This is a genomic window from Streptomyces sp. NPDC001770 (assembly GCF_053596135.1).
The window spans coordinates 1-20,705 of the sequence record NZ_JBSFFN010000025.1 but is presented as its reverse complement, the minus strand read 5'-3'; the positions used below and the strand labels follow the sequence as shown (position 1 = coordinate 20,705).

The window sequence follows — 20,705 nt, the reverse complement described above, 5'->3', positions numbered from 1 at the left end:
CCCGGGTTCCGGCCGGCCGCCCTGCCTGCCGTGCAGCTCGATGACTCGGTCGGTGCCGGGGAGCACGAAGAGTCCGACCGCGGTGAGAACCAGACCACTCGGACAAGGCCGAGGGCCGTACGACAGGCTCAGCCGGCCCGCAGGCTCGATTTCGCCAGCTCGTACGCGGGGAGCATCCGGTCGTGCTCCTCGGTGTCCATGCCGGCGAGGTGGACGAGGACCGGGCCCTTCGCGGTGGGCACGAGGAAGGCGGTTTCCCTGTTCGGTTCGTCCTGGAACTCGCCGGCCAGGGTGTACGTGGCCTCGGCTCCGGCGACCGTGCCGGCCTCGATGTCCGTGTACGAGGCGTCGGTGGCGCCCGCCTCGGCCGCCACGAAGGCTTCCAGCAGCTCCCGGGGGGAGGCGGAGGTCTTCTCGCCCCGCCAGACCCGCAGGTAGCCGATGTTCCCGGCCGGCTTCGCGTCGATCTCGCAGACGAGGGTCAGCGGGCCCTGCCGCGCCAGGGCGCCGAACTCGGAGGCGGGATCGACGTCCACGGCGTCGGGCTTCCACCGCGCCGCCAGGTCGAAGGTGACCGGGAGCTCGCAGGCGGAGCCGGCGGCGCCGATGCTGCCGCCCTTGGCGGCGGGCTCCACCGCCGTATCCGACCCCGTCGCCGAGGGGGACGCGGGCGCCGCGGCCGACGAGGCGGCGGCGGTGGCCCTGCCGTCGTCCCCGGTGCCGCAGCCCGCCAGGGCGCAGAACGCCGCGGTCACCGTGGCCGCCGCCGGCAGCCCGAGCCGTACCGATATGCCCGCCATGAAGTCCCCACCCCTGTGACGCTCCTGCCCGGGGGGCCGCCCCGGAAGATCGCCGCACGCTACCGCATCCGCGCGGCGACTACCCTGGGAAGTCGATCCATCCCCTGGGCAGGAGTGAAATGGCCGTCAATCTGGTCAATGTCGAGCAGGTCAGCAAGGTGTACGGCACCCGTGCGCTGCTCGACGGTGTGTCTCTCGGAGTCTCGGAGGGAGACCGGATCGGTGTCGTCGGCCGCAACGGCGACGGCAAGACGACCCTCATCCGGATGCTCGCCAAGCTGGAGGAGGCGGACGGCGGACGCGTCACCCACCTCGGCGGTCTGCGTCTCGGCGTCCTCACCCAGCACGACTCCCTCGACCCGAAGGCGACGATCCGGCACGAGGTGATCGGTGACCTCGCCGACCACGAGTGGGCGGGCAGCGCCAAGATCCGCGACGTGCTGACCGGGCTCTTCGGCGGTCTCGCGCTGCCGGGCTTCGAGCACGGCCTGGACACCGTCATCGCCCCGCTCTCCGGTGGTGAGCGCCGCCGTATCGCGCTCGCCAAACTGCTCATCGCGGACCAGGACCTGATCGTCCTCGACGAGCCCACCAACCACCTCGACGTCGAGGGCATCTCCTGGCTCGCCGGACACCTGCGGGCCCGCCGTTCCGCGCTCGTCTGCGTGACCCACGACCGGTGGTTCCTCGACCAGGTCTGCACCCGCATGTGGGACGTCCAGCGCGGCACCGTCCACGAGTACGAGGGCGGCTACAGCGACTACGTCTTCGCCCGCGCCGAGCGTGAGCGGATCGCCGCGACCGAGGAGTCCAAGCGGCAGAACCTCATGCGCAAGGAGCTGGCCTGGCTGCGGCGCGGTGCCCCCGCCCGTACCTCCAAGCCGCGCTATCGCATCGAGGCCGCCAACGAGCTGATCGCCGACGTGCCGCCGCCGCGCGACACCAGCGAGCTGATGAAGTTCGCCAACGCGCGCCTCGGCAAGACCGTCTTCGACCTGGAGGACGTGACCGTCCAGGCCGGCCCCAAGACGCTGCTGGAGCACCTCACCTGGCAGCTCGGTCCCGGCGACCGCGTCGGTCTCGTCGGCGTGAACGGCGCGGGCAAGACCTCGCTGCTGCGCTCGCTCGCCGAGGCGTGCCGCAGCCAGGGCGACGTCCAGCCGGCCGGCGGGAAGATCATCGTCGGCAAGACCGTCCGGCTCGCCTACCTCTCCCAGGAGGTGCACGAGCTCAAGCCCACCCTCCGGGTGCTGGAGGCCGTGCAGCAGATCCGCGACCGGGTGGACCTCGGCAAGGGCCGCGAGATGACGGCGGGGCAGCTGTGCGAGCAGTTCGGCTTCACCAAGGAGAAGCAGTGGACGCCGGTCGGCGACCTCTCCGGTGGCGAGCGGCGCCGGCTCCAGATCCTGCGTCTGCTGATGGACGAGCCGAACGTCCTCTTCCTCGACGAGCCCACCAACGACCTCGACATCGAGACCCTCACGCAGCTGGAGGACCTCCTCGACGGCTGGCCCGGCTCGATGATCGTGATCTCCCACGACCGGTTCTTCATCGAGCGCACCACCGACAAGGTGATGGCGCTCCTCGGCGACCGGGCCCTGCGGATGCTGCCGCGCGGCATCGACGAGTACATCGAGCGCCGCCGGCGGATGGAGGAGACGGCCACCCCGTCCGCCGCCCCCAGCGCCGGGGTCAAGGAGTCCGCACCGGCGTCCAACGCCGTCTCGGCGCAGGAATCGCGGGCGGCGAAGAAGGAGTTGCAGAAGGTCGAGCGGCAGCTCGGCAAGCTCTCCGACCGCGAGACCAAGCTGCACGCCCAGATCGCGGAGAACGCCACGGACTTCGGGAAGGTCGCCAAGCTCGACGCCGAGCTGCGTGAACTGGTCACCGAGCGCGACGAGTTGGAGATGCGCTGGCTGGAGCTGGCCGAGGACGCGTAAGCACTGCCCGCACGGATCCGTACGGGGCCCGCACGGATCCGTGCGCACCTGAACGGGCCCGGGTGGACCCGGCCGCACACCGGCCGGTCCGCTCGGGCCCGTTCCGCTCTGTACGGGGCAACCAACCGCGCAAAGCGGGGAATTCCGGTCGTCCCGGATCGGGTGCGTGGGAACTCGTCCTGCCCGGAGGAGAGTTGGCGGGGCTGGCGGGGCGCCATTCCGCAGGCGCGTAACGGCGGCATCACGGACCGGTTCTCCCTTGGGAACAGGGGGCGGACCGATCCGGTGTGCGTGCTGGTGCGGGTGGTACAAAGAAGCCCCGCCAGACTGTCGCGACGCCGCGGTAGCCATGCCCGTTCCGCTCCATTCCGGGGGAGTTCAGGACGTACGTCGCACGACGTCGTCCGTCCCCGAGGGATAGCGGGGGAGGCCGGAACGGGCACCGGAACCGCACGAAGGGGGACGTGCTGATGACCCAGCCGCCCAGCCAGCAACCGCCGCAGGGGGGCTCGGGGACTCCGCAGGAGCCCCCGCACGGGGCTCCTCGGCAGCCCGCCGCCCAGCAGCCCGGGACCCAGCCCCCCGGTACGCCGCCCCCGCCCCCGGCGGCCCCGCCGACGCCCCCCGCACAGCCCCCGGCCCCCGGCGCCCCGGCCTACGGCTACCCGCAGGCCCCCGGCCCGTACGGTCAGCAGCCCCCCGGCCCCGGCGCACCCGGGTACGGCTACCCGCAGGCCCCCGGCCCGTACGGCGCGCCGCAGCCGGGCCCGTACGGCGAGCAGCCGCAGCCGGGTCCGTACGGTCCGCCGCAGCCCGGTCCGTACGGTCAGCAGGCGCCGGGTCCGTACGGTCAGCAGGCGCCGGGTCCGTACGGTCAGCAGCCCCCCGGTCCGTACGGTCAGCCGCAGGCCGGTCCCGGTCCGTACGGTCAGCAGCCGGGACCGTACGGCGCACCGCAGCCCGGTCCGTACGGGCAGCAGGGGCACCCGGGTCACCCGGCGCCGCCCGGGCCCCCGCCCGTCGCCCCCGGCCCCTCCTCCGGGCGCGGGTTCTTCCGCGGCCGGACCGGGGTGATCGTCGCCGCGGCCGTCGCGGTGGTGGTCGTGGCCGCGGTCGGCGTGGGCTTCGCCGTGAGCGGGGACGAAGACGGCGGGAAGCCGGCCGCCCAGAAGAGTTCGGACGGGAAGGGCGGCGCCGGGCCCAGTGCCTCGGGCTCGGGCTCGGCGGACGGGAACGACGAGGGCCGCGACACGGACGACAACCTCAACGCCGGCCGCCAGAAGGGCGAGGCGAAGATCCTCTGGATGAAGGACAACGACCTGAAGCTGCCGCACGCCGGCGGCGCCAGGGTCCACGGCCCCTGGATCGTCGGTGACACCCTGGTCAAGGCCGCCTACCGGGGCATCTCCGGTTACTCGCTGGACAGCGGCGAGGAGAAGTGGTCGGTGAACTTCTCCACCGACATCTGCGCCGCGCCCGTCAACGCCACCGCGGACGGCAAGGTCGTGCTGGGCCTGATGGACGGCACCGGTGACCGGGCCGACTGCGCCGAGATCCAGCAGATCGACCTCGCCGCGGGCAAGGCCGGCTGGAAGAAGACGATCAAGCAGAGCGGCATCTGGGACATGCTGACCGAGATCAGCCTGGCGATCAGCGGTGACACCGTGACGGTCGGCCGCTCCGGCGGCACCGACGCGTTCCGGGTCAGCGACGGCAAGGAGCTGTTCGGCAAGCCGTCCGGCAAATGCCAGCCCGTCGCCTACGCGGGCGGCCCGAAGCTCATCGCCGCCCTCAACTGCAGCACGGGCGACCCGGAGAACCCGCAGCAGCAGATCCAGCAGCTCGACCCGGACACCGGCAAGGCCCGGTGGACGTACCAGCCCGAACGCGGCTGGGAGGTCGACCGGGTGTACTCGGTCGACCCGCTCGTCGTGGCGCTGACCAACGAGAAGAAGAAGTCGTGGGGCGTCATCGCCCTCAAGGACAACGGCACGCTCCGCTCCACGCTGTCGGGTGACGCGGCGGACAAGTTCGCCCCGAACTGCGGCGGCACGCTGGAGATCTTCGGCAAGTCCCTGGACACCTGCACGGGCGTCGTGGCGGACGCGAACACCTTCTACATGGCGACCGAGGCCCCCAGCGCCACGGACCGCACCAACTCGGTGGTCGCCTTCGACCTCGACTCCGGCAGGACCAAGTGGAAGGCGGCCGCTCCGGAGGGCCGGCTCATGGAGCCGATGCGGATGGACGGCGGCAACCTGATCGTCCACCTGGAGGCCACCTACGAGAACGGCGGCGCCATCGCCTCCGTCGCTCCGACCGGCGGAACCCCCAGGATCCTGCTCCAGCACCCGGCGTCCACGGCGCTCGTCGAGGAAGGCATCTTCGACGGCAAGTTCCTCTGGCTGGACGGACGTTCCCTCATCGTCGCCGATCAGCTCACCGAGGCCAACAACAGGGGCGACGACCGTGAGACGGCGATGATCGCGTTCGGCAAGTGACACCGCCGCCCCCGGGCCGCCCGCCCGGTTTCCCCCGCTCAGACCACCCTTCCCCTCACTCTTCCCCCGAGGTACGTACGAGATGACCCAGCCGCCCCCGCCCCCGCAGCAGCCCGGCGAACCGCCGAAGGGCGGCTTCGGCGCCCCGCAGGACCCGCCGCCCGGCGGATTCGGCGCACCGCCGCCGTCCCCGTACGGAAAGCCCCCACCGCCGCAAGCACCTCAGCCCCAGGCCCCCCAGCCGCCGCAGACCCAGCCTCAGGCTCCTCAGCCCCAGGCGCCCCAGCCGAACCAGCCCCCGCCGCCGCAGGCCCCCCAGCCGCCGCCGGGTCCGGCCGGGCCCGCGTACGGGTACCCGCAGCCGCAGCCCGGGTACGGCTATCCGCAGGGGCCGCCGCAGCCGCAGCCCGGGTACGGCTACCCGCAGACGCCGACCTCCTCGCAGCCCGGCCAGCCCGGCTACTTCGGCCAGCCAGGTCCCGGGCAGCCGGGGTACGGCTACCCGACGCAGCCGCAGTACGCGCAGCCGCAGCCGCCCCAGGGCTCCGGCGGGGGGAAGAAGCTCTCCGCCCAGATGAAGATCATCGTCGGGGCGGCGCTCGCCGTGGTGCTGATCATCGGCGCCGGGATCGTCTACTCGGCGTCCGGCGACGGCGGGGACCCGAAGGTCTCCACCGCGGGGCCCACCGGCGGTGACGGCGGCGCCGGTGACAAGGGGGACGGCGGCGGTCTCGCCGGAGGAACCGAGAAGGTGCCGGCCTCCACCAAGTCGCACGTCGCCTTCCAGATCCCGAAGCCGAAGGTCTCCGACGTCACGACCGTCTACGGCTCCTGGGTCACGGACAAGGTGTACGTGAAGACCGGGGTGTACGAGGTCGCCGGATACGACCTGGAGAAGGGCACCAAGCTCTGGTCGGTCCCGACGGCCGGGCAGGTCTGCGCCGCCTCCCGGCACATGACCGAGGACTACAAGACCGCGATCGTCTTCGAGGAGGGCAAGCCGACCTCGGCGGACAAGTACCCCTCCTGCAACAAGCTCGGCGCGCTCGACCTGAACACCGGCAAGATGCTCTGGTCGAAGTCGGTCACCGCCGCCTCCAACGGCGACGAGCCGGTGCGGTTCAGCGAGGTGACGGTCAGCGGGACGACGGTCGCCGCGGCGGGCACCCAGGGCGGCGCCGCCTTCGACATCACCACCGGGGCCCAGCTCTGGGCCCCGAAGATCTCCACCGACGACTGCTACGACACCGGCTACGGCGGTGGCGAGGCGCTCGTCACCGTCCGCAAGTGCGGTTCGTACGACGACCCGAAGCTCTCCATCCAGACGCTGGACGCGAAGACGGGCGCCCCGGTCTCCTCGTACGACATGCCGCCGGGCGTCGAGTACGCGGCGGTCGTCTCCACCAAGCCGCTGGTCGTCGCGGCCGACATCGGCGACACGGCCGGTGACGGCTCCAGCATCTCGGACTACTTCTCCATCGACTCCGGGACCGGCAAGCTGATCGTCCGGATCTCCGCCGACGCCGAGCGGTACGCGGGGGAGTGCGGTTCCACCGAGGTGGAGCGGTGCGTCGGCATGACGGTCGGCAACAACCGGCTGTACGTGCCCACCGAGTCCCACGAGGGCACCGCCGAGTACGGCGACACCAACGAGATCGTCGCGTTCGACCTCACCACCGGCAAGCTGCTCGGCGCCCGCGCCGACGCGGGCGAGCGGTACAGCATGATCCCGCTCCGGATGGACGGCACCAACGTCATCGCGTACAAGGTGCCCCCGTACGACAAGGGCGGCCAGGTCGTCTCGCTCGACGGCGCGACCCTGAAGGAGACGGTGCTGATGGAGAACCCCAGCACCGAGAAGATCCGGGACGCGGAGACGTACTTCGGCTACGACCGGGGGGAGTTCCTGTACGAGCAGGGCCGGCTCTTCCTGTCGCCGGACATGCTCAGCGAATCGAGCGGGGCGGACGACGACGACCGGCTCCTCGCCATGGCGTTCACCACCGGCTGACCGCCACCGGCCGACCGCCACCGGCCGACCGCCACCGGCCGGCCGGACACCACCCGCCCCGTGCCCGGGGCACCCCGCAGGACGGCCCCGCCGGTCGGAAGAAGACCGGCGGGGCCGATCGTTTTCCGTCAACTCTGTGACGTCCGAAGCGGAAGAAATCGGCCTTCTGGGGGGCTTCTGCCACGTATGGGCGCCACGGCGTCGAACAAGCGTGTAGCTTGCCGGGTCTAGGCCGGGGGGCCGACGGTCGTGGCACAGATGCGCACGGCGGTTCACGGCGGTACTGGGGGTATCTGCGCGATGAGCGTGCGGCTCATGGTGGTCGACGACCACCGCCTGCTGGCCGAGGCGCTGGCCTCGGCACTCAAGCTCCGGGGGCACCGCGTGCTCGCGGCCACGGCGCCGACCTCGGGCGCCGCCGATCTCGTCATAGCCCGGGCCCCGGAGGTCTGCCTCTTCGGGACGGCCTCGCCCGCCGCGCCGGGCGCCTTCGACCCGATCGCGCGGATCGGCAGGGAGCGCCCGCAGGTGGCGGTGGTGGTGCTGGGCCCGGTGCCCAGCCCCCGGGGGATCGCGGCGGCCTTCGCGGCCGGGGCGGCCGGATACGTCCGGCACGACGAACGCATCGAGGGCGTGGAGCGGGCCATGATGAAGGCCAGGGCCGGTGAGGCGTCGGTGGCGCCCGCCCTGCTCAGGGGCGCCTTCGCCGAGCTGCTGAACCCGGTGGAGAAACCCGACGACGAGGGCCAGCGGCTGCTGCGGCTGCTGACGCCCCGTGAGGCCGAGGTGCTGGTGCGCGTCGCCGAGGGTGAGGGCACCCGGCTGATCGCCGCCGGGATGCGGATCGCGCCGAGCACCGCCCGCACCCACGTCCAGCGGGTCCTGATGAAGCTCGGTGTCGGTTCCCGGCTGGAGGCCGCCGCGCTCGCGGCCCGTACGGGGCTGCTGGACCGGGCGGCCGTCCACACGGCGATGAGCGCGGCGCGCGAACCCGGGTACGACATGCCGCAGGGGCCGGACACACCCTGAGCTGCGGGCGGGTCCGGCCCCTGTGGTGGCCGTGGGGGGAGGTGCGGTGCGTCCGGTCAGTGACCGGCGGGGCCGCCCGGCTCGATCGGTTCGACCGGAGCCTGCGTCGGGCGCAGCCACATCCAGACCAGGAACAGCAGTCCGAGGACGAGCATCGCGAGGCCGGTCCACAGGTTGATGTTGACGCCCTGGGCCTTCTTGAGGTCGGCGTCGGACGGGCTGATGCCCGCGATGGTGACGATGACTCCGTAGACCACGAAGAGACCGCCGATGATCCGCCTGATGTCGAAGAGGCGTGCCGCCGTGGCGGACTTGCTCTCCAGGTCGGAGACTTCCTTGTGCAGCTCGGACATGGTGGTTCCTCCGATCAGAACGAGTAGGGGATGTAACAGGCGGCGGCGATCACGATGGCGCCCCAGCCCAGCAGGGCCGGCTTGCGGTACCACGCGGAGTCGGACTCCTCGGGCACCTCGGGGGCGTCCGGGGACTCGGTGCCGTAGACCAGACCGGCCAGTTCGGCTTCCGGCTTGGGGGCCGTGAACAGGGTGACGACGACCATGACCACCGCGCCGGCGACGAAGCCGACGATGGCGGAGACGAAGTTCGCGCCCTGGTCGGTCGGGATGTCGATGATCCCCTGCTTGTAGAAGACGAAGTAGTTGACCATCGCGGCGGTGGTGCCCGCGACGAGGCCCCAGACGCCGGACTTCATCGACGCGCGCTTCCAGAACATGCCGATGATGAAGACGACGAACATCGGGACGTTGAAGAACGAGAAGAGCGTCTGCAGGTAGCTCATGATGTTCGAGAAGCTCGACGCGATGAACGCCGTGCCGATCGAGGCCAGCACGCCGACGGCGGTGACGCCGCGGCCGAAGCGCAGGTAGTGCGCGTCCGGCGCGTCCTTGCGGATGTAGCGCGCGTAGATGTCCGTGGTGAACACCGTGTTGAACGAGGAGACGTTGGCGGCCATACCGGCCATGAACGCGGCGAGCAGACCGGTCACCGCGATGCCGAGGACACCGTTCGGGAGCAGTTCGCGCATCAGCAGCGGGATGGCGTCGTTGTACGTCAGGTCCGAGCGGTCGGTTCCGATGTTCGGGACGACGACGGCGGCGACCATGCCCGGGATCATCACCAGGAAGACGATGAAGATCTTCGGGAACGCGGCGATGAGCGGGGTGCGCTGCGCGGCCGAGAGGTTCTTCGCGGACAGGGCGCGCTGCACCTCGGCGAAGTTGGTCGTCCAGTAGCCGAAGGAGAGCACGAAGCCGAGGCCGAGGATGATCGTCAGCCAGTTGGCACCGAGGGCGTTGCTGTCACCGATGCCCGTACCGCTCCAGGCGGACATGAACGAAGACCCGTGGGACTTCGTCAGGGAGTCGGACAGGCCGTCCCAGCCGCCGACGCGCTTGAGGCCCAGGATGGTGAGCGGTATGAGCGCGGCGAGGATGACGAAGAACTGGAGCACCTCGTTGTAGATCGCCGAGGAGAGTCCGCCGATGGTGATGTACAGCAGGACGAAGATGCCCGCGACGGTGATCGCGACCCACTGCGGCCAGCCCAGCAGCGCCTCCACGACGATCGAGAGCGCGTAGAGGTTGACGCCGGCTATCAGGATGGCGGCGAACGCGAACAGGGCGGAGCTCAGCAGGTGGGCCGACTTGTCGAACCGCTGGAGCAGGAACTCCGGGACGGACCGGACCTTCGAGCGGTAGTAGAACGGCATCATCACCAGGCCGAGGAAGACCATGGCGGGGATGGCGCCGATCCAGTACCAGTGGACGACCGAGACGCCGTACTGCGCGCCGGTCGCCGCCATGCCGAGGATCTCCGTGGCGCCGAGGTTGGCGGCCACGAAGGCCAGACCGGTGACCCAGGCGGGCAGGGAGCGGCCGGAGAGGAAGAAGTCGAGGCTGGTCTTCACACTGGCGCGGGCCGCGAAGCCGATGCCGAGGACCACGACGAAGTAGATGGCCAGGATTGTGTAATCGAGGCCGTTCGTGGGGAGCCGGAGCCCTTCAGCCAGATAGTTCATGGGGGGTACTCGCTTCGTTGCGCGAACTGAACCTGATGAAACTTACGCCCATGCATTCAATAACTGAACAAACCAACTGGTGTTCTTTGTTTGATCGTGATGCAGAGGGGCGAATTGACCCGATGTAAGGAACCAGGTCTCCACTTAATCGCACACAGAGAAACGGCGTGTCTACAAAGAGTTACGTCATTGACGCTCCTGTTTGGTTGTGGTTAATTATGTTTAGTTATGTTTGGAGGAACCTGGTGAAGAAGACGGCAACGACCCTCGCCGACGGTCGGGAACTGATCTATTACGACTCCGCCGATGACGTCGTACGCGATGCGGTCGACCGCAGGCCGCTCGGCTCCGTCGCCACCTCGTCCGAGATCCGGCGCGACCCGGTCCTGGGCGACGCGGTCGCCATCGCCTCCCACCGCCAGGGCCGCACCTACCACCCGCCGGCCGACGAGTGCCCGCTCTGCCCCTCACGGGACGGGCGGCTCAGCGAGATCCCCGACGACACGTACGAAGCCGTCGTCTTCGAGAACCGCTTCCCCTCGCTCGCCGGGGACTCCGGCCGCTGCGAGGTCGTCTGCTTCACCTCCGACCACAACTCCTCCTTCGCCGATCTCGCCGATGAGCAGGCCGCCCTCGTGCTGGAGGCCTGGACCGACCGCACCGCCGCCCTCGCCGGGCTCGATCAGGTCGAACAGGTCTTCTGCTTCGAGAACCGGGGCGCCGAGATCGGTGTGACGCTGGGTCACCCCCATGGCCAGATCTACGGCTACCCCTTCGTGACGCCTCGAACCGAACTGATGTTGCGTTCGGCCGTCGCCCACCGCGAGGAGACCGGACGGAACCTCTTCGAGGACGTCCTCGCCCGCGAGATCGCCGAGGGCGACCGGATCGTCCTCACCGGCGAGCACTGGGTGGCGTTCGTCCCGTACGCCGCGCACTGGCCGTACGAGGTCCACCTCTATCCGCGCACCCGCGTCGCCGACTTCCGCGAGCTGGACGACGCCGCCCGCGCGGAGTTCCCGCAGATGTACCTGGAGCTCCTGCGGCGCTTCGACCGGATCTTCGGCCCCGACGCGCCCCCCACCCCGTACATCGCCGCCTGGCACCAGGCGCCGTTCCGGGCCCCCGGGCGCGAGGAGCTCGCCCTCCACCTGGAGCTGTTCACCATCCGTCGCACTCCCGGCAAGCTGAAGTTCCTCGCCGGATCGGAGTCCGGCATGGGAGCGTTCATCAACGACGTGCCGCCGGAGACCGCGGCCGAGCGACTGCGAGAGGTAGCGAGCAAGTGAGCAGCAGCACCCCGAAGAAGTACCTGGTGACCGGTGGCGCGGGTTACGTGGGCAGTGTGGTCGCCACCCACCTGCTGGAGGCCGGGCACACCGTCACCGTGCTCGACGACCTCTCCACGGGCTTCCGGGAGGGCGTCCCGCAGGGCGCCGAGTTCATCGAGGGCCGCATCCAGGACGCCGCGAAGTGGCTCGACCCCTCCTACGACGCCGTCCTGCACTTCGCCGCGTTCTCCCAGGTCGGCGAGTCCGTCGTGAACCCGGAGAAGTACTGGCTCAACAACGTCGGCGGCACCACCGCGCTGCTCGCCGCGATGCGCGACGCCGGGGTGCGCACCCTCGTCTTCTCCTCCACCGCCGCCACCTACGGCGAGCCGGTCTCCAGCCCCATCACGGAGACCGACCCGACCGCCCCCACCAACCCGTACGGCGCGACCAAGCTCGCCGTCGACCACATGATCACCGGCGAGGCCGCCGCCCACGGGCTGGCCGCCGTATCGCTGCGCTACTTCAACGTGGCCGGCGCGTACGGGAACACCGGGGAGCGTCACGACCCCGAGTCCCACCTCATCCCGCTGGTCCTCCAGGTCGCCCTCGGCGAGCGCGAGTCGATCAACGTCTACGGCGACGACTACCCCACCCCCGACGGCACCTGCGTCCGCGACTACATCCACGTCGCCGACCTCGCCGAGGCCCACCTCCTCGCGCTGGGCGCCGCCACCTCCGGCGAGCACCTCATCTGCAACCTGGGCAACGGCAACGGCTTCTCGGTCCGCCAGGTCATCGAGACCGTCCGCGAGGTCACCGGCCACCCGATCCCGGAGACCGCCGCCCCGCGCCGCGCCGGCGACCCGGCCGTCCTCGTCGCCTCCGCCGCCACCGCCCGCGAGCGCCTGGGCTGGACGCCGAGCCGCTCCGGCCTGGCCGGTATCGTCGCGGACGCCTGGGCGTTCGCCCGCCGAGAGGAGACCCCCGCATCATGACCGAGAACACCGCTGCCGCCGAGGCCGTCGCGACCACCGGACCGCTGGGCCAGGACGAGTTCACCGCCTCCTTCCGCGCGCTGTACGGCACCGAGCCCGAAGGGGTCTGGGCCGCCCCCGGGCGCGTCAACCTCATAGGCGAGTACACCGACTTCAACGACGGCTTCGTCATGCCGCTCGCCCTCCCGCACACCGCGCGTGCCGCCGTCGCCCGGCGCACCGACGGCCAGCTGCGGCTGCACTCCACCGACGTACCCGGCGGCATCGTGCAGCTCGCCGTCGACGGCCTGACCCCCAACGAGGGCCACGGCTGGGCCGCGTACCCGGCGGGTGTCGTCTGGGCGCTGCGCCGGGCCGGGCACGAGATCACCGGCGCGGACATCCAGGTCACCTCCACCGTGCCGACCGGTGCCGGGCTCTCCTCGTCCGCCGCCCTCGAAGTGGTCGTCGCGCTGGCCCTGAACGACCTCTTCGGGCTCGGCCTGACCGCCGCGGAGCTGGCCGTCCTCGGCCAGGCCGCCGAGAACGACTTCGTCGGCGTGCCCTGCGGTGTCATGGACCAGATGGCGTCCGCCTGCTGCACCGACGGCCACGCCCTCCACCTGGACACCCGCGACCTCGCCGTGCGCCAGGTGCCCTTCGACCTGGCCGCGCACGGGCTGCGGCTGCTGGTCGTCGATACCCGCGTCAAGCACGCGCTGGGCGACGGCGCCTACGCCGAGCGCCGGGCCGGCTGCGAGGAGGGTGCCCGCCTGCTCGGGCTGGGCAAGCTGCGGGAGCAGTCGTACGAGGGCCTCCCGGACGCCCTCGCCCGCCTGGAGGCGGCCGGCGCCGACGAGTCCGTCGTCCGCTACGTACGCCACGTGGTCAGCGACAACGCCCGGGTGGAGCAGGTCATCGCGCTGCTCGACGCCGGCGACGTCCGCGCGGCGGGCCCGGTTCTCACCGAGGGCCACGCCTCGCTCCGCGACGACCTGCGGGTCTCCTGTGAGGAGCTGGACCTCGCCGTGGCCACCGCGAACGCGGCCGGGGCGCTCGGCGCCCGCATGACCGGCGGCGGCTTCGGCGGCTCGGCGATCGTGCTGGTCGAGGAGTCCGACGCCGAGGCGGTCACCAAGTCGGTGCTCGACGCCTTCGCGGCGGCCGGCCACGCCACCCCGGGCGTCTTCGCCGCCGTCCCCTCGGCGGGCGCGCGCCGCCTGGTCTGACGACCGCCCCGCACCCGACCCGCGTGTACGAGCGCCGGGCCCGGCCGTCCCCACGGCCGGTGCCCCGGCGCTCTGCCGTGTCCGGCGACTCCGCGCCGCCCCGGACCGGGGCTGTGCACACCCCCCGGTCCGGTGGCTGTGCACACCCCCGGTCCGGTGGCACAGAATGCGGTCTCGTTCGTCCACTTCCGTCCTGGAAAGGGGCAGGAAGCACCCCTTGAACGCCGGGGACGGTCACTTCCGCGAATCGGCTTCCCGGGCACCCGTACGCCCGTACGCTGATGGGCAGCACCGGTGGGGGCCGGTGCCGTTCAGGGGCCGAGACGGGCGGTGCGGCACCCGGGCGCAGACGGTGGCGGCTCGGTGCGCGCGGCGGGGCCGCGTGGACGGTTCTCCTGTCGCGGGGCTCGGGCGCCACGACCGCCCCGACGTGTTCCCACCCGGGTCCGGCCTCAGGACGGCGGACCGGGACCGTCCCACTGGGGGGTAGACGTGGCCCGTATCCGGGTTCTCGTGGTCGACGACCATCGTATTTTTGCCGAATCGCTCGCCGCGGCGCTCGCCGCCGAGCCGGACGTGGACGTGGCCGCCGCGGGCAGCGGCCCGGCCGCGTTGCGCTGCCTCGACCGCGCCGCCACCGAGGGCCGTGCCTACGACGTCATGCTGGTCGACGCGGAACTGGGCGGCACGCCCGCGGCGGGCGGGGTCCCGCAGCAGGGGGGGCCGGTCGACGGGATCTCCCTCGTCGCGGGTGTCCGCGATGCCCGGCCGGGCGTCCGCACGGTGGTCCTCGCCGAGCGGGACGACCCGCGCCGTGCGGCGGCGGCGCTCCAGGCGGGTGCCTCCGGGTGGGTTGCCAAGGACTGCTCCCTGCAACGCCTGTTGGCGGTCATCCGCGGGGTGCTGCGCGGCGAGACCCATCTGCCTCCGGCCCTGCTCACCGGCGTACTGCGGGAGTTGACGGCCGCGCGCAAGCACCGCACCGAGAGCGAGCTGCTGGTGGAGTCGCTCACCCCGCGCGAACGGGAGGTGCTGCGCTGCATGGTCGCGGGGCTGGGGCGCAAGGCGGTGGCGGAGCGGCTCTACCTCTCGCCGCACACCGTCCGTACCCACATGCAGAACGTCCTGGGGAAGCTCGGGGTGCATTCGACGCTGGCGGCCGTGGCGCTGGCCCGCAGGGCGGGCGTGGGTCCGGTCGATCTGACGTCCGAAGTGGTGCCGCTACCCGGGGACGTTGTCGAACGGGGCAGTCAACTGGCGTAGCAGGTCGGCGAGTTCGCCGCGCTGGCGGGCGGAGAGTTCGCCGAGGATGGCGCGTTCCTGGTCGAGCAGGCCGGCCAGTGACTGGTCGGCCTTGTCGCGCCCCTCGGCGGTCAGCCGGACCAGCACCCCGCGCCGGTCGTTGGGGTCGGGGAGACGTTCCACCAGGTTCTTCTTGGTCAGCCGGTCGATGCGGTTGGTCATCGTGCCCGAGGTGACCAGGGTCTGCGTCAGCAGCTGGCCGGGGGAGAGCTGGTACGGGGCGCCGGCCCGGCGCAGCGACGTGAGGACGTCGAACTCCCAGGGCTCCAGGCTGTGCTCGGCGAAGGCGATGCGGCGGGCCCGGTCGAGGTGGCGCGCGAGGCGCGACACCCGGCTGAGGACCTCTAGTGGTTCCACGTCGAGGTCGGGGCGCTCGCGGCGCCATGCTGCGACCAGACGGTCGACCTCGTCCTCCATGTCGATCAGTGTAGAGGGTCCCTCGATGTGAAGTCTCTTGGTTTCAAGTGTCTTGACGTCAAGATAGTCCGGGGTGATGCTGAGGACATGAGCGAATCCGTCTGGGACCCCGGCCAGTATCTCCGCCACGCGGAGCACCGGGTGCGCCCCTTCCTCGACCTCCTCGCCCGGGTGGGTGACCTCCCCGGCGGCCCCCGCCCCCGCATCGCCGACCTCGGATGCGGCCCGGGGAACGTCACCGTCCTCCTCGCCGGCCGGTGGCCCGGGGCCAGGATCACCGGCTACGACAACTCCCCGCAGATGCTGGAGCAGGCCCGTACCCACGCCACCGCCACGCTCGACTTCGCCGAGGCGGACGTCCTGGAGTGGACCCCCGCGGAGCCGTACGGCCTGATCGCCTCCAACGCCCTGCTCCAGTGGGTCCCCGGTCACGCCGAGCGCTTCCCCGCGTGGCTGGACGGCCTCGCCCCCGGCGGCACCCTCGCCTTCCAGGTGCCCAGCAACTTCGGCGCCCCCAGCCACGTCCTGATGCGCGAGCTCGCCGAGTCCTCCCGCTGGCGCGGCCGCCTCGGCGGACTGCTCCGCCACGAGGACGCCGTCCTGGAGCCCGCCGCCTACTACGCCCGCCTCTCCGCCGCCGGGTGCGTGGCGGTCGACGTCTGGGAGACCACGTACCTCCAGGTCCTGCACGGCGACGACCCGGTACTCGACTGGGTCAAGGGCACCGGCCTGCGCCCGGTCCTCGCCGCCCTCGCCGACGACCCCGAGGCCCTCGACGCCTTCCTCACCGAGTACCGGGACCTGCTGCGCACCGCCTACCCGCAGGGCCCGCACGGCACGGTCTTCCCGTTCCGCCGTATCTTCGCCGTCGCCCGGGTCGCGGGTGTCACGGACAGCGGGGGGCGGGGGGACGCGTGATCACCGCACTGGACCACGTACAGCTCGCCGCCCCTCCCGGCTCCGAGGACCTGCTGCGCGCCTTCTACGGGGGTGTCCTCTCCATGACCGAGGAGCCGAAGCCCCCGGCGCTCGCCGCGCGGGGCGGCTGCTGGTTCCGGACCGGCCCGGACGCCGCCCCGGTCCGTATCCACCTCGGCGTGGAGCGGGACTTCCGCCCCGCCGCCAAGGCGCACCCGGGGCTCCGCGTCACCGGGATCGACGCCCTCGCCGACCGCCTGGCCGCCCAGGGCGCACCCGTCCGCTGGGACGACACGCTCCCGGGCCACCGCCGCTTCTACAGCGAGGACCCGGTGGGCAACCGGCTGGAGTTCCTGGAGCCCGACGCCGGGTGACCAGCGCCCCGACCGGTAAAACCCCTGGACGAACCGCGCCGTCCCGGTGCAGGCTGCGCACCCGTGACGACGACGCAGCACTCTCAGGCCCGGCTGGTCCACCTGTCCGCCCGGAACAACGCCGAGTGGTGCGCGGTGATGAGCCGCACCCACGGGGTGCCGGGCCGGTTCGGGGCGCAGGCCTGGACGGCACCGGCCCGTACGCCGCTCTACTACCCCGACGCGGTGACCCTGGCCCCCGGCGCCGACCCGGACGAAGTCGCCGGGGGCATCGACCTCGCCGCACCCGGCGCCACCGTCAAGGACAGCTTCGCCGACCTCGACCTCACGGCGGCCGGATTCCGGGTGCTGTTCGAGGCCGCGTGGATCCACCGCCCGGCCGGCCCGCCCGCCGCCTTCACCGGCATGCCCTGGCAGGTCGCCGAGGACCCGGACGCGGTACGCGCCTGGGCGCGGGCCTGGGACGACGGCGAGGGCGACGCGGACCTCTTCCGGCCGGCCCTCCTCGACGACCCGCACACCTTCCTGCTCGCCGCCCGCACTACGGACGGCCGGATCACGGCCGGCGCGGTGGCGAGCCGCAGCGGGGGCGCTGCCGGTGACGGCGTCCCGGGTGGGGGCGTCCTCGGCGGGGGCGTCCTCGGCCTCTCCAACGTCTTCGCCCGGGGCGGCGGCGCCGACACCGCCTGGCCCGGGGCTCTCGACGCGGCGCACCGGCTCTTCCCCGGGCTGCCCGTGGTCGGCTACGAACACGGCGAGGACCTCGACACCGCCCTGCGCCACGGCTTCACGGCGACGGGCCCGCTGCGCGTCTGGCTGCACCACGGCTGACGGGGGCTTCGGCGCAGTCCCCGACCAGGTCCTCATGATCGTCGAGGTCACCTCCTGCGACGCCGGCACCGCCGAGCGCGCCAGGGAGGAGAAGCCAGCCGCCCGACCGGGGACGTCACGGCCGGCCGCCCCGTACGTGCTTCCGCAACGCCTTCCGGTACGGCGAAGGGGTCCCGCCACCCGAGTGGCGGGACCCCTTCGCGTACGTGCGCGCACCGCGGCGACCGTCAGCTCTTGCGGTGCCCTATCAGCCGGGGCTTCGACTCCAGGTTCTCCAGGCCGTGCCAGGCCAGGTTCACCAGGTGCGCCGCCACCTCAGCCTTGCGGGGCTTGCGGACGTCGAGCCACCACTGGCCGGTGAGGGCCACCATGCCGACCAGGGCCTGCGCGTAGAGCGGGGCCAGCTTCTGGTCGAAGCCCCTGGCCTTGAACTCCATGCCCAGGATGTCCTCCACCTGCGTGGCGATGTCGCTGATCAGCGAGGCGAACGTGCCCGTCGACTGGGCGACCGGGGAGTCCCGGACCAGGATGCGGAAGCCGTCCGTGTACGTCTCGATGTAGTCGAGGAGCGCGAACGCCGCCTGTTCCAGCAGCTCACGCGGGTGCCCCGCGGTCAGGGCGCCCGTCACCATGTCCAGCAGCTGGCGCATCTCCCGGTCGACCACGACGGCGTACAGGCCCTCCTTGCCGCCGAAGTGCTCGTACACCACCGGCTTGGAGACCCCGGCGCGCGCCGCGATCTCCTCCACCGAGGTCCCTTCGAACCCCTTGTCGGCGAAGAGGGTGCGACCGATGTCCAGCAGCTGTTCGCGCCGCTCCTTCCCGGTCATCCGGACCCGCCGGGTCCGGCGCGCGGGGGGAGGGCTGCTCTTCTCGCTGCTCGTGCTGCCGTCGGTCGCCACGGTGCCCATCATGCCGCGTCGGCGGGCACGGCCTCGCGCCGGGACTCCTTGCGTCGCGACTCGATGCGGTCGGCGTCCGGCCAGCGGACGTCGTAGGCCCAGCCGAGCTGTTCGAACCAGCGGATCAGCCGGGCGCTGGAGTCGATCTGGCCGCGCATGACCCCGTGCCGGGCACTCGTCGGGTCGGCGTGGTGCAGGTTGTGCCAGGACTCACCGCAGGACAGCACCGCCAGCCACCACACGTTCCCCGACCTGTCGCGGGACTTGAAGGGGCGCTTGCCGACCGCGTGGCAGATCGAGTTGATCGCCCAGGTGACGTGGTGCAGCAGCGCCACCCGTACCAGCGAGCCCCAGAAGAACGCCGTCGCCGCACCCCACCACGACATCGTCACCAGCCCGCCGACCAGCGGCGGAATGCCCAGCGAGATGATCGTGAAGGTCAGGAAGTGGCGCGAGACCGCCCTCATGGCCGGGTCCTTGACCAGGTCGGGGGCGTACTTCTGCTGCGGGGTCTGCTCCTCGTTGAACATCCACCCGATGTGCGCCCACCACAGCCCCTTCATCAGGGCCGGCAGCGTCTCGCCGAAGCGCCACGGCGAGTGGGGGTCGCCCTCCGCGTCGGAGAACCGGTGGTGCTTGCGGTGGTCGGCGACCCACCGCACCAGCGGGCCCTCCACCGCGAGGGAGCCGGCGACGGCGAGCGCGATGCGCAGTGGACGCTTCGCCTTGAAGGAGCCGTGCGTGAAGTAGCGGTGGAAGCCGATCGTGACGCCGTGGCAGCCGATGTAGTACATCGCCACCATCAGCCCCAGATCGAGCCAGCTGACGCCGTGGCCCCAGGTCAGCGGCACCGCCGCCACCAGGGCCGCGAACGGCACCACGATGAAGAGGAGCAGCGCGATCTGCTCGATCGAACGCTTGCTGTCGCCGCCCAGCGTGGCGGAGGGGAGAGGAGCGGGAACCGACCCCGCCGGTGGGTCCGGCTGGTCGGTCAGGTCGGGGCTGATGGTCATGTGATCCCCCGGGGGGTGAGGAGAACAGAACAAATCGGAATCGGCCTTGGCTACGGGACCGTAACCTACGGGATCGTAAGTAACTTAGTGACGCGGCCCACACCACCAGACCACGTTCCGGACGCCGTTCGTGGTATCTCGTGCCCCCGTACGGGTAAAGCCTGTACGGCTCCCGCCGTCGAATGCCCCGCCCCGTCCCACCCTGTGAGGCCACCGGACGCGCCGACGCCGGTGCCACATATCCTGGAGGGGTCGGACAGCGCGGTCCGCACCCCGCTCGTCCCGGGGGCGGCAACAGCACGCTGCGGCCGTTGGCCCCGGATTCGTGCTCTACCACTGCAAGGAGCCGCACACTGTGAGCAGTGCCGACCAGACCCCTGCCGCCAGCAGCCCCGAACTGCGGGCCGATATCCGCCGCCTCGGCGACCTGCTGGGCGAGACCCTGGTACGCCAGGAGGGCCCGGAACTCCTCGAACTCGTCGAACGCGTTCGCGCCCTCACCCGTACGGACGGCGAAGCTGCGGCCGAACTCCTCGGCGACACGGACCTGGAGACCGCGGCGCAGCTCGTCCGCGCCTTCTCCACCTACTTCCACCTGGCCAACGTCACCGAGCAGGTGCACCGTGCCCACGAGATGCGCGACCGGCGCGCCGCGGAGGGCGGGCTCCTCGCCCGCACCGCCGACCGTCTCAAGGACGCCGACCCCGAGCACCTGCGCGAGACGGTCAAGAACCTCAACGTGCGGCCCGTGTTCACGGCCCACCCCACCGAGGCCGCCCGCCGCTCGGTGCTGAACAAGCTCCGCCGCATCGCGGCTCTGCTGGAGACCCCGGTCATCGAGGCCGACCGCCGCCGCGTCGACCTGCGGCTCGCGGAGAACATCGACCTCATCTGGCAGACGGACGAGCTGCGCGTCGTCCGCCCGGAGCCGGCCGACGAGGCCCGCAACGCCATCTACTACCTGGACGAGCTGCACGCCGGCGCGGTCGGCGACGTCCTGGAGGACCTCTCCGCCGAGCTGGAGCGCGTCGGCGTACCGCTGCCCGAGGGCACCCGCCCGCTGACCTTCGGTACCTGGATCGGCGGCGACCGCGACGGCAACCCCAACGTGACGCCCGCCGTCACCTGGGAGGTGCTGATCCTCCAGCACGA

At 71.8% G+C, this 20,705-nt stretch carries 18 protein-coding genes; 12 read left to right on the top strand and 6 right to left on the bottom strand.

Annotated features, from left to right (window positions below):
* Positions 1 to 128 precede the first annotated feature (128 nt).
* Positions 129 to 800 carry a lipoprotein gene (locus tag ACWCSV_RS21900; protein WP_451144658.1) on the bottom strand — a complete coding sequence of 224 codons (672 nt, stop codon included), beginning with the start codon at positions 798 to 800 and terminating at the stop codon, positions 129 to 131.
* A gap of 119 nt (positions 801 to 919) precedes the next feature.
* Between ACWCSV_RS21900 and ACWCSV_RS21895 the strand changes: the two genes are divergently transcribed.
* From ACWCSV_RS21895 to ACWCSV_RS21880, 4 genes are all read left to right on the top strand, one after another.
* Entirely contained in the window at positions 920 to 2,740 is a 1,821-nt protein-coding gene (locus ACWCSV_RS21895) for an ABC-F family ATP-binding cassette domain-containing protein (RefSeq protein ID WP_451144656.1), read from the top strand.
* A gap of 470 nt (positions 2,741 to 3,210) precedes the next feature.
* Positions 3,211 to 5,241, top strand: a complete 2,031-nt coding sequence (locus tag ACWCSV_RS21890; protein ID WP_451144654.1) for an outer membrane protein assembly factor BamB family protein — start codon at positions 3,211 to 3,213, stop codon at positions 5,239 to 5,241.
* Between the two features lie 82 nt (positions 5,242 to 5,323).
* Positions 5,324 to 7,252 (top strand): outer membrane protein assembly factor BamB family protein, encoded by a 1,929-nt coding sequence (locus ACWCSV_RS21885; protein WP_451144652.1) that lies wholly within the window; start codon positions 5,324 to 5,326, stop codon positions 7,250 to 7,252.
* 300 nt (positions 7,253 to 7,552) lie between these two features.
* Complete coding sequence (locus tag ACWCSV_RS21880) at positions 7,553 to 8,281, top strand: response regulator transcription factor (RefSeq protein ID WP_451144650.1); 729 nt, start codon at positions 7,553 to 7,555, stop codon at positions 8,279 to 8,281.
* Positions 8,282 to 8,337: 56 nt separating this feature from the next.
* On the opposite strand, the gene ACWCSV_RS21875 is transcribed toward ACWCSV_RS21880, so the two are convergent.
* Entirely contained in the window at positions 8,338 to 8,634 is a 297-nt protein-coding gene (locus tag ACWCSV_RS21875) for a hypothetical protein (RefSeq protein WP_390960190.1), read from the bottom strand.
* 14 nt (positions 8,635 to 8,648) lie between these two features.
* The gene (locus ACWCSV_RS21870; protein WP_451144648.1) at positions 8,649 to 10,319 is read right to left on the bottom strand and encodes a sodium:solute symporter family protein; all 1,671 of its coding nucleotides are present in this window, start codon (positions 10,317 to 10,319) and stop codon (positions 8,649 to 8,651) included.
* 245 nt (positions 10,320 to 10,564) lie between these two features.
* On the opposite strand from ACWCSV_RS21870, the gene galT reads away from it, so the two are divergent.
* The 4 genes from galT (at position 10,565) to ACWCSV_RS21850 (ending at position 15,059) form a co-directional block, all read left to right on the top strand.
* Positions 10,565 to 11,608, top strand: a complete 1,044-nt coding sequence (galT, locus tag ACWCSV_RS21865; RefSeq protein ID WP_451144646.1) for a galactose-1-phosphate uridylyltransferase — start codon at positions 10,565 to 10,567, stop codon at positions 11,606 to 11,608.
* Positions 11,605 to 12,588 (top strand): UDP-glucose 4-epimerase GalE, encoded by a 984-nt coding sequence (galE, locus tag ACWCSV_RS21860; protein ID WP_451144644.1) that lies wholly within the window; start codon positions 11,605 to 11,607, stop codon positions 12,586 to 12,588. Before galT ends, galE begins: the two co-directional genes overlap by 4 nt.
* The gene (gene galK, locus ACWCSV_RS21855; RefSeq protein WP_451144642.1) at positions 12,585 to 13,796 is read left to right on the top strand and encodes a galactokinase; all 1,212 of its coding nucleotides are present in this window, start codon (positions 12,585 to 12,587) and stop codon (positions 13,794 to 13,796) included. Before galE ends, galK begins: the two co-directional genes overlap by 4 nt.
* Positions 13,797 to 14,288: 492 nt before the next feature.
* Complete coding sequence (locus ACWCSV_RS21850; protein ID WP_451144640.1) at positions 14,289 to 15,059, top strand: LuxR C-terminal-related transcriptional regulator; 771 nt, start codon at positions 14,289 to 14,291, stop codon at positions 15,057 to 15,059.
* Here the strand turns inward: ACWCSV_RS21850 and ACWCSV_RS21845 are convergent.
* Entirely contained in the window at positions 15,018 to 15,515 is a 498-nt protein-coding gene (locus ACWCSV_RS21845) for a MarR family winged helix-turn-helix transcriptional regulator (protein ID WP_451144638.1), read from the bottom strand. The two genes, ACWCSV_RS21850 and ACWCSV_RS21845, sit on opposite strands and share 42 nt — an antisense overlap.
* Before the next feature lie 87 nt (positions 15,516 to 15,602).
* Here ACWCSV_RS21845 and ACWCSV_RS21840 point away from each other — a divergent pair, with 87 nt between their 5' ends.
* The 3 genes from ACWCSV_RS21840 to ACWCSV_RS21830 all read left to right on the top strand — a co-directional run bounded on the left by ACWCSV_RS21840 (position 15,603) and on the right by ACWCSV_RS21830 (position 17,638).
* Positions 15,603 to 16,433 (top strand): trans-aconitate 2-methyltransferase, encoded by an 831-nt coding sequence (locus tag ACWCSV_RS21840; RefSeq protein ID WP_451144634.1) that lies wholly within the window; start codon positions 15,603 to 15,605, stop codon positions 16,431 to 16,433.
* A complete protein-coding gene (locus ACWCSV_RS21835) occupies positions 16,430 to 16,807 on the top strand; it encodes a VOC family protein (protein WP_451144632.1) in 378 nt (125 codons plus the stop codon). The genes ACWCSV_RS21840 and ACWCSV_RS21835 overlap by 4 nt, the downstream gene beginning before the upstream one ends.
* A gap of 63 nt (positions 16,808 to 16,870) precedes the next feature.
* Positions 16,871 to 17,638 (top strand): hypothetical protein, encoded by a 768-nt coding sequence (locus ACWCSV_RS21830; RefSeq protein WP_451144630.1) that lies wholly within the window; start codon positions 16,871 to 16,873, stop codon positions 17,636 to 17,638.
* A gap of 227 nt (positions 17,639 to 17,865) precedes the next feature.
* Here ACWCSV_RS21830 and ACWCSV_RS21825 read toward each other — a convergent pair whose 3' ends face one another.
* Together ACWCSV_RS21825 and ACWCSV_RS21820 are read right to left on the bottom strand one after the other, a co-directional pair.
* Positions 17,866 to 18,552, bottom strand: a complete 687-nt coding sequence (locus tag ACWCSV_RS21825; RefSeq protein WP_266707947.1) for a TetR/AcrR family transcriptional regulator — start codon at positions 18,550 to 18,552, stop codon at positions 17,866 to 17,868.
* Entirely contained in the window at positions 18,549 to 19,553 is a 1,005-nt protein-coding gene (locus ACWCSV_RS21820; RefSeq protein WP_451144627.1) for an acyl-CoA desaturase, read from the bottom strand. Before ACWCSV_RS21820 ends, ACWCSV_RS21825 begins: the two co-directional genes overlap by 4 nt.
* A 355-nt stretch (positions 19,554 to 19,908) precedes the next feature.
* On the opposite strand from ACWCSV_RS21820, the gene ACWCSV_RS21815 reads away from it, so the two are divergent.
* Positions 19,909 to 20,705 (top strand): phosphoenolpyruvate carboxylase (locus ACWCSV_RS21815; RefSeq protein WP_451144625.1); only part of this gene is annotated, 797 nt, incomplete at its 3' end.